This is a genomic window from Solitalea koreensis, assembly GCF_900182575.1.
GTDB lineage: Bacteria > Bacteroidota > Bacteroidia > Sphingobacteriales > Sphingobacteriaceae > Solitalea > Solitalea koreensis.
Genome location: NZ_FXSZ01000001.1, coordinates 1 through 14,012, shown reverse-complemented (window position 1 = coordinate 14,012; position 14,012 = coordinate 1). Strand labels below are relative to the sequence as shown.

Genomic DNA, 14,012 nt, shown 5'->3' with positions numbered 1-14,012 from the left:
ATATGTTAGTTAAATAAAATTTTGTTATTTTATTTAACTAAAAAAGTTGGGTCTTGCATTTTTCACAAACAAAAAGAGGCTGCCTTAAGGTCGAGATAGCCTCTTTTTTAATGTTAATATGATTTTTTTTAGTGCCAAAGTTGGAAAGTTTTAAAGGAGTAGGGATTTGTTTAGCGATTTAAAGAGGGTTGAATTTGTGAGGTAGTAGTAGGACGGTAGGGTAGGTAATAAAAAAGGCTTTCAGAATATTCTAAAAGCCTTTTTTTGTAGCCCGTACGGGAATCGAACCCGTGTTTCCAGAATGAAAATCTGGCGTCCTAACCCCTAGACGAACGGGCCATTGTTTTTTACAGTGGCGCAAAAGTATGCTAATTGGACTGAACATCCAAGTGATTTAACTTAAATCAAAAAAAATTTTATTTAACGTGTTGATTATTAGGTTAGTATTTTTTTTGAGATTAAAGGAGTTTCTTGGTTGTTTCCTCTTAAGTGTTCAAAAAATAATTAAATTCTCAAAGCTTCGTAAAGGTATTTGGAACTTCTCGTATGGTGATCTTTCGCCTGTTTTTTTGTGTTAAAATTCTTTAATGATTCGGTACTTTTATAAAGTAATTAATAGTTAATTTTAGTTAACTATGTGTAATTTAAACTTTATTAAAATTATGAAACAAAAATTACTCTTATTTCTCACGCTGTTTTTTTGGAGTGCACTAACATTTGCACAAACAATGAAAACAGTAACAGGTGTCGTAAAAGACAAAAACAATGAGCCTCTTCCGGCCGTAAACATTCAGGTTGTCGGATCACAACAGGGAACCATTAGCGATGCGGATGGAAAATTCAGTATTTCAGTTGCTGAAAATGCCAAATTGAGTTTTAGCTACATAGGTTATAAAACAATAGTTATGGCAGTTGGCAATAAAGCCATGCTTCAGGTAACGCTTGAAGATGAGGGGAAGAATCTTGAAGAGGTAGTGGTTACGGCTTTGGGGATTAAAAGGGAGCAAAAGACATTGGGTTATGCAATATCTTCAATCAAATCACAGGAATTAGTGAAAACCGGTAATACTGTAAATCCATTAATGTCTTTGTATGGTAAAGCAGCCGGTTTGAGAATTGCCAGCACCACTACGGGCCCTACCGGAGGTACAGTCATTAATATTAGAAATGCAGTTTCATTAACTGAAGGAGCCAGAACAAGGCCATTATTTGTGGTAGATGGTATTCCAATTTTTGACCAAAATACAGCTACCAGTACAAATGACAGAGATGGGCGTGACAGAGGTACTGGTATTAATGATATCAATGCTGAAGATATTGAATCTATTGAAGTTTTAAAAGGAGCAAAAGCCGCCGTATTGTATGGGTATATGGGGGCAAACGGAGTTGTTTTAATCAATACAAAAAATGGTGCACTTAAGAAAGGTCTTGGTGTTGACTTCAGCACCAATTATACTTATGATAATGTAGCTTTCCAACCAGATTTTCAGAATGAATATGGATCAGGAGGCAATTTGGCTTATTCTAACGTAGATCCTTCTTTGGCTGATGCTAAAGGGTTTAGATATGAAATGATTAATGATCAAAAAACACCGGTATTTTTTAATTCTTCAGGTTCTTTCGGGCCCAAAATGGATGGTACCCAGGTTTATTGGTACGATAAAACAATGCGACCATATAGTGCGCAACCCAATAATTATCAAGAACTTTTTAATCAAGGGCATCTTCAAACTACTAACATCTCTGTTTCAAATGGAGGAGCCTTCGGTAGCATTCGTTTCGGCTATTCAAACAAAAACTATAATAGTATAATGGTTGGAGCCGGTCAAAAAAATCATGTCTTGAGTTTTTCCGGCAATTTTAATCCAAGTAAATACCTGAAAGTAGGGTTTAATTCGAATTATTATTATACAGATAATCATAATGCTCCTTTCAGAATGCAATCTTTTGCCACTTATGGTATAGCACGAGATCTGAAAACAGATCTTTTAAGAGATAATATTACAGATGAAACTGGGCAATATTCTTATTTCGCTATGAATAAAGATATTGCTAATAGATCTACCGGTACCATTTCAGGTACTTTTGGAAACGATTATCTGTGGAATCAAACCCAAAATACATATGATGAATTGAGACATCATTTTATTCAGTCCATTAACGCAACAGCTAATTTTACACCTTGGTTGAATTTGTCTTTATTGGGCGGTTTTGATATGACCCGAATCAATGACGTTGTAAAACAGAAATTTACAAGACCATTGTATTTGGATAGTAAACAAGGTTATTACTCTGAGTTAAACAATCAGCACAGTTCAATTTATGGACAAGCATTGTTAAACTTCAATAGGAATTTGAATAAAGACTTTACATTGACCGGAACTGTAGGTTCGGTTTACCGTTACAATATGGACAAGTCATTATATGGTTTGAGTAAAAACTTTGCAATCGAAAACCTATTTAAATTTAATAACTCCACAGATGTTGCAACTTATACCGGTTGGGGTGACGAGGGAGATGATGTAACCTATAGCGTTTTAGCATCTGCCAACCTTTCATTCCGTAATTATTTATACCTGGAACTGCAGGGAAGAAACGACTGGACCTCTATTTTACCACCGTCTAATAATCGATATTTCTATCCAGGGGCAAGTCTTTCATACATTGCATCCGATCATTTGGAATTACCACAAGTTATAAAGTTTGCTAAGTTCCGTGCATCTATAGCCGATGTAGGTCGACCTGGCGAAAGATATTTTGGCAATAATAGTTATGATAATGGCCTTTATGGCTCAGTTCCATTTGCTAATGCTTCAACCACGTTACCTCCCGCTGAAACGGTAGATGGGAAACTGGTTTTGAATTTAAAACCTGAAAAGAAAAGAGAAATGGAGTTGGGTTTTGAAACTAAGTTTTTCAACAATAACCGTTTAGGTATTGATTTCTCGTACTACCAAAGTAATATGTACAATCAAATTATGGCATTGTCAGTTCCTCAATCATCCGGTACTGCAGCAGTTAGAACCAATGCCGGATCTATCCGCAATAGGGGGGTAGAGTTACAACTTACAGGAACTCCTGTTCTCACTAAAAAATGGAATTGGAATACCACACTTAATCTTTCTTACAACAAAAATAAAATCATGGAGCTTGCGCAAGGTATTACTGTTCATCCATTGTGGGGTGTTAATGGTGCATTTGCTCGTGCTGTTGTGGGTGGTGAATATGGTGAAATTTATATTGCCCCTTGGAAAAGAAATAGTGAAGGGAAATTTATTATTAATAGTGATGGAGTTAATGTGTTTGATAAAGACAATCTTAAAAAAGTGGGTGTTACCTTACCTAAAACCTTAGGAGGCTTCAATTCTAACCTGAAGTTTAAAGGGGTTTCTTTTGATATGGATTTAGATTGGCAATTTGGTGGTACCTTAATTTCTCAGTCTAATATGTTTGGCCGTGGTAATGGCACTTTTGCGAGCTCTTTACAATACAGAGATGAAGCTCACGGTGGTTTGCCCTACTATGTAACAACTTCCGGAGAGTACAAGCAATTGGCCTCTCATTCTTCAACAGTACCGGCTGATTCTAAATATAACTTTATATTTCATGACGGGGTTGTGTTAGACGGAGTAAAAGAGGATGGGGTCACTCCTAATGACAAATTAATTTGTGCTCAGGCCTATTATGAAAAAACATATTGGCAGGGATATATGGATGTTACAGAGGATGTAGTATATAAGAGTGATTACATTTCATTGCGCCGCCTTACACTTTCTTACGATTTGCCAAGTAGCCTAACTAGCAAAATGAAGGTTCAAAAAGTAAATGTGGGTGTGTTTGCTTCTAATGTGGCGTATTTATATAAAGCGATACCTAATGTAACTCCAGAATCAACAGGCGGAACCAATGAATTTATGGAAGTAACAAACTTACCGGGAGTAAGAGTGGTTGGCGCACAATTAAAATTTAGTTTCTAAACAATTAAGTTGAAATACAATGAAAAATAAATATATCATACTTTCTATCATGTCTGTTGCACTTACGTTCGTTTCTTGCAAGGACCAGTTGGAAGAAAAATTTGAAAAGCCAAATGCCCTTACGGATGCCTCAATTGAAGAATTGTTTACGGGTACTTTACAAACCTGGGGCTTGTATCAACCCGTTTATGGTGATGAATATCACAATTTGCGAAATATGAATCGCTTACTGGGTTTAGGTTATTTTGTAGGTGCTTATAGTGGCGGATTAAATACTGCTCCTGAAGGAGAATACGCAATGTATACCGGTTGGTCTGGAGGTACATTAAGAAATACCTTATACAACCGTGTATACGTAGATTCTTATAAAAACATACCGGTAATCAATCTTAAGTTGGGTGCCTTGAACGGTGATGATAAAGCCAATTACTCGTTATATGTAAATTGCATTAACATTACAAGGGCGTTCATGTTTCAACGAGTGACAGATGTTTATAACTCCATTCCTTATTTTGAAGCAGGTGGTGCATACAATGGTAAGTTTTGGCCTAAATATGATTCTCAAAAAGACATCTATTACGATATGCTGGATCAGCTAAAAACCATTTCAACTCAATTGCATGGTTATACGTTGAACGGCTCTTTGGCGCATAGAAATTTTCCTGTTTATGATATTCTTAATGAAGGAAATGTGCTTAAATGGGAAAAGTTTTGTAATTCATTGCGTTTAAGAATGGCTATCCGCCTTTCGGTAGTTGATCCGGCAAAAGCTAAAGAGGTAATCAAGGATTTAATTACCAGCAATGCCCCTATGGTTACAGAAGCGGCTGATTTTGTTGGAATGGCTACTAAAGACAAAGCAAGGATATTTGAAGTATTCTGGTTCCGTTCTTTCAATGAAGTATTCTATAACCAATATGCTCCGTATTTTTTAGTTAATAAGGTTTTTGGTTACGCTAATGGTACTGCTACCCCAACAGATCAGGTAGACCCACGCTTATACGTATTATTCCAGCCTAATAAATATGGTAAATACATTGGATTGAAGCCATGGGGACCTGATCAAACTGCACAAATTGCAGCTGAGTTTCCTACAGAACCCGACAAATCGACTGTTGTAAATTGGGACTATGATGAAAATACAGATCCGTATTTCTCGATGTATAATAAAATGACCTTTTATAACTTTGATAATAAATTTCCTGTGTTTACACCTTCCGAAACTCATTTATTGCTCGCTGAAGCAGCAATTCGTTTTCCGGATGCAACAGGAGGTATAGATCCGTCACAAGAGTATAAAAAAGCTATTTCTCAATCCATTGATTGGATGTACAGTGTAAATAACAGTAATCCCTACAGCGCTTCTTCTACACCGGCAATTCCAGGTAATTTGATGGCTGGTTCACAATATGCGAAGCCATCGCAATCGGTTATTGATGCTTTTTTAACCAAAAAGACAGCTTACTTTAACGGCTTATCTAATTCAGATAAAATCAAAGAAGTTTTCTATCAAAAGTTTGCTCATTTAAATATTCTGGGGCAATATGAAATTTGGGCAGAAGCAAGAAGGCTTTATAAAGACAACGGCCAATTATTGCCTATTTCTTCAAAAATTAAATGGATTGAAAGATTTATGTATCCTGAAGCAGAGCCTTCAGTAAATCAAAAAGCTTTTGATGCAGTAAAAGGTCAGAACGATTACTTAACACCTGTATGGTGGACTGGCCGACAGTAATGTGATTGAATTTTTTAAATCAAAAACCTCGTTTCTAAATCAGGAACGAGGTTTTTTGTTGTGCGATTTCCAGTAGAGCTATCTTTCATTCCGAGAATTCTTTTCGTAGTAATATTGTTTAATAATTTGACGGTTTAAGAAAGTTATTTAATTTGTGTGAATTAAACTCTAATTAATTATGAAACAAAAATTACTTTTATTTCTCACGTTGTTTTTGTGGAGTGCAATAGCATTTGCACAAACAAAGAAAACGGTAACAGGTGTCGTAAAAGACAAAAACAATAGCCCATTCCGGCCGTAAGTGTCCAGGTTGTTGGCTCAACGCTAGGAACCATTAGTGATCCGGATGGAAAATTCAGTATTTCAGTTGCCGAAAATGCCAAATTGAGTTTTAGTTCTATTGGATTTAAATCTTTAGTTGTGCCGGTCGGTAATAAAACTAACTTGCAGGTAGTGCTAGAGGACGATGGGAAACAGCTTGGCGAAGTAGTAGTAACGGCTTTGGGGATTAAACGTGATAAAAAATCACTCGGTTATGCCCAACAAACAGTAAAATCAGAAGATATTACAAAAGCAGCTCCTGTAGATTTAGCCCAAGGATTAATGGGTAAAGTGGCTGGTTTGAATATTTCTACTGCCAATGGTTTAAATGATGCTTCGTCGCGCATCGTAATTCGTGGTAATAATACGTTGACACGTAACAACCAGCCAATTATTGTAGTGGATGGAGCCATTATGGATAACAATCCATTGGATCAATCTAATACTAACAGTTCAGACCTCTCTACGCAAAAGGATTGGGGTAACTACCTGAGCTACTTAAATATGGATAATATTGAAAACGTATCTGTATTAAAAGGACCTAATGCTGCTGCTTTATATGGAGCAAGAGGTGCGAATGGCGTGATTTTGATCACCACCAAAAAAGGCGCCCCTAAAAAAGGCTTGGGTATTGATTATAGTTACACCACTAATTATACAAATGTATACCGTTTTCAGGATGTACAAAATCAATACGGTGGAGGCTTTGCTGCAGGTTTAGCTACAGCAAATCCATCTTTGCCTAAGAGCAGTGCAGGAGAATACTTTTTACCTACTTTGTATGGCGGTAGCAGTTATGCAACTGGTGGAACCGGAATCCCATACTACCATGGAACTTTGTCTACCGGTGGAAACACTTGGGATACTTTCAGTTGGTTCGGTGCCGGCGCTTCATGGGGGCCAAAGCTTGAAGGTCAAATGGTTAGGTGGTGGGATGGCTCAATGCGTTCTTATTCACCTCAGGCAGATAACCGCAGCTCATATTACAACACTGGTTCTGAGCAAATACATAACGTAGCTTTCTCTACTGCTAATGATTTTGGAACACTACGTTTATCGGCATCTACTACCAAAGGCGATGCTGTTATTGATAATGTAAACAATAAAAAGAGCTTTTTTTCATTGGGCTCTACAGTGAAAATTTCAAAAATGCTTAGTGCGGAAGTTTCTGCCTCTTATAACCAAGCAAATAGACTTAATACTGCTGATGTTGGAAGCAACAACTCATGGACGAAGTTTTCAACTTATGGAATGTCAAGAGAATATCAACCGATCGAACAAAGTATTTACCTCAATCCTGACGGTTCGAAAAAGGTTTTCCAAAATTATCCTTACGCGGAATATGGCGAGAATATGTTCTGGAACAAATATGAGCAAAATTCTCGTTTGTGGAGAGATGAGCTTGTTTCAAGCATTAAAGTAAATGCAGAAATAACTCCTTGGTTAAATGCATTTGTTCGCACTTCAGCTAACTCCATCGGTTCCCGTTTTGAAACTCAAAACAATACAACCAGCGCTGATCATTTATCAGGCGGATCGTTTAGCAAAACAGTAAGCAGGTCTAAAGTATTCAATACTGATGTGATGGCTACCTTCCACAAAGAAAACTTGTTTACTAACGGATTTAATGCAAGTTTCTCCGGAATGTATAATAAATATTCGAATAATTCGGAAGGTGTATCGGGCTCTAATAACAGTATTTTTAAGGTTCCTTTCATTTATGCACTTTCAAACTATGTCAATGTAGCTAACACAAGCTTTAGCGAAAGTAGATATGATGTTCAATCGAACTCATTATTAGGTATTTTAAACTTAAGCTATAAGGATTACTTGTTCTTAGACCTTACCGGTAGAAATGATGTAAACTCTACTTTACCTAAAAACAACAATTCTTATTTTTATCCTTCTGCCAACGCAGCCTTTGTATTTACTGAAGCATTTGACTTAGGTAAAGCAAAAGACGTGCTTTCATATGGTAAATTAAGACTTGCATACGGAAAAAGTGCTAATGCTCATGATCCATATCTGAATGATGCAAACTATGATGTAGGCGCATTCGGTGGTCAGCCTACCAACACATTACCTAATACCATTAAGGATCCAAATCTTCGTTTCCAAACTTCCGAGTCAATTGAGGTCGGAACGAACTTAGGATTCTTAAAAGACCGAATTACCCTTGATTTTACCTATTATAACATTCGTTCTGCTCACCAGCTTCTTACTTCTCCATTGCCAGCTTCTTCAGGAGCAAGCTTTATTACCACTAACGATGGTGTCTTAAGAAATAAGGGTGTTGAGTTTATTGTGAATGCGACCCCTGTATTGAACAAAGACTTTTCATGGAGTATTTCCTTAAATGGAGCTAAAAATGATAATATCGTTGAACAATTACCTGCTGGTATTAAAGAACTGCGTATTGCTGACATCTTTGGAAACTTAGGTGCATTTATGAAAGTTACTCCAGGTGAAAAATACGGAACTATTTACGGTACCGATTTTAAACGTGATGCGCAAGGAAATAAGTTGATCAAAAACGTAAAAGCCCCTAATGGAACTGTAGTAGGTACTGTTTATGATGCTACAAGTGAACCAGTAGCAATTGGTAATGCCGCGCCTAAATTAACCGGTGGTATTGGTAATACTTTTAAATACAAAAGATTTAGCGCATATGGTTTAGTTGACTTTAAATATGGTGGCGATATTTATTCGTTTGATCATGCAACTGCAATGGGTAACGGTGTTGCTCCTGAAACCGTAGTTGAAAGAAATGGAGGAGGTTTACCTTACACATTCCCTGACGGAACTACAGCTAATGTAGGTGTAATTATGGATGGTTTTAACGTTGATGATAATAAGATGAATGACCGCGTAGTAAACCCGATGTATAAATATGCAGGTACTTATGCTGGATGGACTGATAAAAACCGTCCAAGAAGTTTATCTGTTTTTGAAAACTCGTGGGTTAAACTTCGTGAGGTTGCTTTAACTTATGATGTTCCACAAAACCTATTAGGTAGAACCAAGCTTGTCCAAGATTTATCTTTATCAGTAGTTGGACGCAATTTGTGTTATTTGTACACCACCTTGCCTGATCATCTTAATCCTGAAGGTATCATGGGAACAGGTAATGGCCAAGGCTTACAGTGGTCAGCGTTCCCAAGCATGAGAACTTTTGGAGTAAGTTTAAAAGCCAAGTTTTAATTTTTAATTGTTACCAGTATGAAATTTAATTATAAGAAGAATATAGCAGCTCCATTGATGATCGGCTTATCAATGGCAATCGGATTGTCTTCGTGTCAAAAAGATTTTGGAGATATTAATAAACCATGGGATAGTAAGGCATATAGTGCAACAATCCCTGCTATGTATAATAACTTAGCAGTAGGTATGTTGGAAGCGGGCACTTCTCGTACTATCTTTTCCTCTTTCTTGTATCAAAATACCCAATTGGCGGCTAATTATGCTGCATCAGGCTACCGCTTGAACGATCAAGTAGGAGGGGCTTGGACTAATTATTATACCGCTTTAGCAAATTACCGAGAGGTGGAAACAATGATTGCTAAAGATCTTAAGGCGGATAAAATGACCAATGTAAAGGCCATGCTTAAAACATTAATGGCCTATAAAACACTAAAAGCTACTACGCTTTTTGGAGATATGCCTTACTCTCAAGCTGGTAAAGGATTTAGTGGCCCTGAGTTTTACAGGCCGGCTTATGACCAGCAGTCAGATATTATGCTGGCTGCTCTTAATGATTTAAAGTGGGCAGTAGATAATTTCAATACGAACACCGATCAATATTCATTAGGTTCCAGCGAAACAATTTTCAAAAATGATATTCCAACTTGGATTAAATTTGCGAACTCTTTGCGTTTAAGATACGCAATGGTGATGCGTAATAAGAATGCTTCTTTGGCAGATCCAATTATTGTTGAGACATTGACTAAGCCTTTATTAGCACCGGGTGATAATTTGGGTATATATCCAAGCCAAGTCACTGGTTTAACTTTAAATCGTGCTCCATCTTTTAGAGGTAATTCGTATGTGCGTATGGGAAGCACCATGTGGAACGCTATGTCGAGCACGAATGCAACTGATGGTTCAGGCATCTATGACTTAAGATGTAAGATTTTATTTGAACCAAACAAAGCTGGGCAGTGGGTGCCTTATCCGCAAAGTCCAACTGAAGCCACTACTGCTGAAATAGTTGGGGATGCTCCTTATCTGGATGCAAGGAAAACGAACTTTGTGTCAACGGGTAACTATTTATACTCACCTCTGAGTATTTTTTATGTTGCTGATGATAAAATTCCTGAATTGTTTATTACAGCAGCTGAAGTTAGTTTATTAAAGGCAGAGATTTATAATAGAGGGATTGCCGGCGTGGTTGCAAACCCTGTAACTGCAAAAGCATTCTATGAAGAGGGGATTGCCGAATCGGTTAAATTTTGGTACAAAACAGCCAACAGTACTTCAATAGGGTCGGTAACTAAACCGAATGCAGCTCCCACGGCCCTTGAGCTGTCAACGATGTTAATGCATCCTGCGGTTGCCTACAATGTTGCAAATCCAGCAGCCGCACTTGCACAAATTTATAAGCAAAGCTGGATCGCTCTTTTCCACCAGCCTTATGACGCATGGGTGTTGAAGCGTAGAACAGGAAACGGAACGCCAAATGTTGCGCTTTCTCCTTCAAGCCCTGTAATTAATTTAAATAAATTGGTATATCCTAACTCTGAGATGGAAACCAACTATGAGAACTGGAAAGTGGTTACCGGAGGAGCAGATGATATGGCTAGTAAACCTTGGTTTATGAACTAATGTTATCAATGAAAAAAAACAAAAAGAGCTTGCAAATTACTTGCAAGCTCTTTTTTGCTTTAAATCATGAATAAAGCACTTGTTTATGATTATTAAAACACGGGAATAGTTTCAGTCAAAGAAAAAGGCTGCAAATGTCATTTGCAGCCTTTTTAGCTTTTGTAGCCCGTACGGGAATCGAACCCGTGTTTCCAGAATGAAAATCTGGCGTCCTAACCCCTAGACGAACGGGCCATTTTAATTTAATGTTATTCAGTTAAAGGATAAAAGTGAATATTTACACCCTTCGATGCCCTTTTTGTTTTTTATTTTCCTTTTGCCAGAAAGGAGTAGTAGCCCGTACGGGAATCGAACCCGTGTTTCCAGAATGAAAATCTGGCGTCCTAACCCCTAGACGAACGGGCCAAAAATTAAGTTACTTTCGGCTAACTTAGCTTGCCTTGCTACTTTCCTGGTGAAAGGAAGTAGCCCGTACGGGAATCGAACCCGTGTTTCCAGAATGAAAATCTGGCGTCCTAACCCCTAGACGAACGGGCCATGCCGTTTTTTAACGGACTGCAAAAATAAGAGAAAAGTCAGTTAAAGGAAACATTTTTTTATTTTTTTTATTCGAACAAAAATTCCTGCCCCTAATTGAATGTTTTAACTTTGGAAACCTTTAAAAAATCGCATGAACAAAATTAAAATTGCCATCAATGGATTTGGTCGGATTGGCCGCATTTTCTTACGTAGAGCACTGTTGAAACCCAATATTGAAATTGTTGCCATTAATGATTTAGCTGATACGGCCACGCTCGCTCATCTATTGAAGTACGATTCTATTCATCGTCGGTTTGATGGAGAAATTTGTCATGACTCTAATAATTTATACGTAAATGGGAATGCAATTCGGGTATTTAATGAACGTGATCCGGAGAATTTACCCTGGGAAATGCTTGGAATTGATATCGTAATCGAGTCAACAGGCAAGTTTACTTCAGTTGAAAAGGCTCGGAAACACGTACAGGCAGGCGCAAAAAAAGTAATTATTTCTGCACCTTCATCAGATAAAGAAGTGCCAACAGTTGTGCTTGGGGTAAACGATAACGTTCTTGCAACTAATCATACAATTATTTCCAATGCTTCATGTACTACCAATAATTTGGCGCCCATGATTAAAGTGTTGGATGATAACTGGGGGGTTGAAAGCGGTTACATTACAACCGTACATTCTTACACAGGAGACCAATCATTGCATGATGCTCCTCATAAGGACCTTCGGCGGGCTAGGGCGGCAGCTCAATCCATCATTCCTACTACTACCGGTGCAGCAAAGGCTATTACTGCAATTTTTCCTCACCTGGAAGGAAAACTGGGAGGCGCAGGAATTCGCGTTCCGGTTCCAAACGGCTCATTAACAGATTTTACCTGTATTTTGAAAAAGCAGGCTACTGTGGAAGAAATTAATGCTGCATTTAAAAAAGCTGCTGATTCAACATTAAAAAATATACTTGAATATACTTCTGATCCTATTGTTTCGGTTGATATTTTGGATAACCCGCATTCTTGCATTTTTGACGCTGAACTTACTTCAATTGTAGGCGGAATGGTAAAAGTAGTGGGTTGGTATGATAATGAATTTGGTTATTCAAGCCGGTTGGCTGATTTGGTAGAGAAAATAAGTACTGAATTTTAACACGATTTACCATCTGATATCTCCTGTCTTTTTTACTATTTTAGCGCCGCTCTAGCGGTTATAGGGCTCATTTCTTATAAAAAAACTTCAATCGAATAAAATATTAATCCATGAAAACTATCGACGACTTTAATTTTGCAGGCAAAAAAGGGCTAATCCGTGTTGATTTTAATGTGCCTTTAAACGAAAATTTCGAAATTACCGATGATACACGTATCCAGGAATCAGCTGCTACCATCACCAAGGTGTTGAGTGACGGTGGAAATCCTGTGCTGATGTCTCATTTAGGCCGTCCAAAAGCTAAAGAAGACAAGTTTTCATTAAAGCATCTTAAAGATCACGTAGCAAAAGTGATGAATGCTGAAGTTGTTTTTGCGGATGATTGTGTTGGAGAAGTTGCTGAAAATGCAGCGGCATCATTAAAACCTGGTCAAATTTTATTGCTTGAAAATCTTCGTTTTCATAAAGAAGAGGAAGCAGGAGATGAAGCTTTTGCTGAAAAACTTTCAAAATTGGGCGATATTTATGTGAACGATGCTTTTGGTACTGCTCATCGTGCTCACGCTTCTACCGCGATCATTGCTAAATTCTTCCCTGATAATAAATGCTTCGGCTATTTAATGGCAAAAGAAATTATTGCCATTGAAAAAGTTCTTAAAAACGGTGAAAAACCGGTAACTGCCATTCTGGGAGGATCGAAGGTTTCTTCTAAAATTACCATAATCAATACGATGCTTGATACGGTTAATAACCTTATCATTGGCGGCGGTATGACTTATACTTTTGTGAAAGCACAAGGTGGTAAAGTAGGTTCTTCTATCTGTGAAGATGATAAAATGGAGTTGGCTCTTGATATTTTGAAGCAAGCAAAAGCTAAAGGTGTGAATGTGTATTTACCTGTTGATGTGTTAGCTGCTGATGCCTTTGATAATAATGCTAATACTAAAGTTGTTGCAGTTGATGCAATTCCTGATGGATGGCAAGGTTTGGATGCGGGGCCGGAAACTCAAAAGAAATTCGCTGAAGTGATAAAAGCATCTAAAACAATTTTGTGGAATGGTCCTTTAGGCGTTTTTGAGTTTGAAAACTTTTCTGCTGGAACAAAAGCCCTAGGTGATGCAATTGGAGATGCAACTGCTGCCGGAGCTTTTTCATTAGTGGGAGGAGGCGACTCAGTTGCTGCTGTTAAGCAGTTTGGTTACGAAAATAAAGTTAGCTATGTTTCAACTGGAGGAGGTGCAATGCTTGAATCCTTAGAGGGTAAAGAATTACCTGGAATTAAAGCAGTTCTTTTATAATCAAGCTGTTAAAATGTTTTTTTTGGGATAGAGGTAACCGTTTGTGTTGCCTCTTTCTGTTTTAAGGCGGGTGGTTTTTGTAAAATTAACCATTGCTGTCCGATAAAAAAACCTTACCCAATATTTCGTACCGTCAGAACGTTAACAGAGGGCCTTCCTTTGTTTTTTTGAAAAGAACCGCCTCT

The 14,012-nt window shown here is 37.7% G+C and carries 7 protein-coding genes and 4 tRNA genes; 7 read left to right on the top strand and 4 right to left on the bottom strand.

Going from position 1 to position 14,012, the window contains the following annotated elements:
- Positions 1–267: 267 nt before the first annotated feature.
- Positions 268–339 (bottom strand) — tRNA-Glu (locus FN756_RS00050).
- 389 nt (positions 340–728) lie between these two features.
- Here FN756_RS00050 and FN756_RS00045 point away from each other — a divergent pair.
- The 5 genes from FN756_RS00045 (at position 729) to FN756_RS00030 (ending at position 10,854) form a co-directional block, all read left to right on the top strand.
- A complete protein-coding gene (locus FN756_RS00045) occupies positions 729–3,977 on the top strand; it encodes a SusC/RagA family TonB-linked outer membrane protein (RefSeq protein ID WP_185955134.1) in 3,249 nt (1,082 codons plus the stop codon).
- A gap of 19 nt (positions 3,978–3,996) precedes the next feature.
- Complete coding sequence (locus tag FN756_RS00040) at positions 3,997–5,712, top strand: SusD/RagB family nutrient-binding outer membrane lipoprotein (protein ID WP_142600413.1); 1,716 nt, start codon at positions 3,997–3,999, stop codon at positions 5,710–5,712.
- Positions 5,713–5,890: 178 nt separating this feature from the next.
- On the top strand, positions 5,891–6,013 hold the full coding sequence (locus FN756_RS14665) for a hypothetical protein (protein ID WP_262709380.1): 123 nt from the start codon (positions 5,891–5,893) through the stop codon (positions 6,011–6,013).
- Positions 6,001–9,234: a SusC/RagA family TonB-linked outer membrane protein gene (locus tag FN756_RS00035; protein ID WP_142600412.1), complete on the top strand. Its 3,234-nt coding sequence runs from the start codon at positions 6,001–6,003 to the stop codon at positions 9,232–9,234. The genes FN756_RS14665 and FN756_RS00035 overlap by 13 nt, the downstream gene beginning before the upstream one ends.
- Before the next feature lie 18 nt (positions 9,235–9,252).
- Positions 9,253–10,854 (top strand): SusD/RagB family nutrient-binding outer membrane lipoprotein, encoded by a 1,602-nt coding sequence (locus tag FN756_RS00030; protein WP_142600411.1) that lies wholly within the window; start codon positions 9,253–9,255, stop codon positions 10,852–10,854.
- Between the two features lie 162 nt (positions 10,855–11,016).
- Here FN756_RS00030 and FN756_RS00025 read toward each other — a convergent pair.
- From FN756_RS00025 to FN756_RS00015, 3 genes are all read right to left on the bottom strand, one after another.
- Positions 11,017–11,088 (bottom strand) — tRNA-Glu (locus FN756_RS00025).
- Between the two features lie 99 nt (positions 11,089–11,187).
- Positions 11,188–11,259, bottom strand: a tRNA-Glu gene (locus FN756_RS00020).
- A 60-nt stretch (positions 11,260–11,319) separates the two neighbouring features.
- Positions 11,320–11,391 (bottom strand) — tRNA-Glu (locus tag FN756_RS00015).
- A gap of 142 nt (positions 11,392–11,533) precedes the next feature.
- On the opposite strand from FN756_RS00015, the gene gap reads away from it, so the two are divergent.
- Positions 11,534–12,529: a type I glyceraldehyde-3-phosphate dehydrogenase gene (gene gap / locus FN756_RS00010; RefSeq protein WP_185955165.1), complete on the top strand. Its 996-nt coding sequence runs from the start codon at positions 11,534–11,536 to the stop codon at positions 12,527–12,529.
- Positions 12,530–12,639: 110 nt separating this feature from the next.
- Positions 12,640–13,827: a phosphoglycerate kinase gene (locus FN756_RS00005; RefSeq protein ID WP_142600409.1), complete on the top strand. Its 1,188-nt coding sequence runs from the start codon at positions 12,640–12,642 to the stop codon at positions 13,825–13,827.
- Positions 13,828–14,012: the final 185 nt, after the last annotated feature.

What these genes read in the sequence shown, in the direction of transcription:
- FN756_RS00045 (WP_185955134.1), top strand. Translation starts at nt 729, where the DNA reads ATGAAAACAGTAACAGGTGTCGTAAAAGACAAAAACAATGAGCCTCTT.
- FN756_RS00040 (WP_142600413.1), top strand. Translation starts at nt 3,997, where the DNA reads ATGAAAAATAAATATATCATACTTTCTATCATGTCTGTTGCACTTACG.
- FN756_RS14665 (WP_262709380.1), top strand. Translation starts at nt 5,891, where the DNA reads ATGAAACAAAAATTACTTTTATTTCTCACGTTGTTTTTGTGGAGTGCA.
- FN756_RS00030 (WP_142600411.1), top strand. Translation starts at nt 9,253, where the DNA reads ATGAAATTTAATTATAAGAAGAATATAGCAGCTCCATTGATGATCGGC.
- FN756_RS00005 (WP_142600409.1), top strand. Translation starts at nt 12,640, where the DNA reads ATGAAAACTATCGACGACTTTAATTTTGCAGGCAAAAAAGGGCTAATC.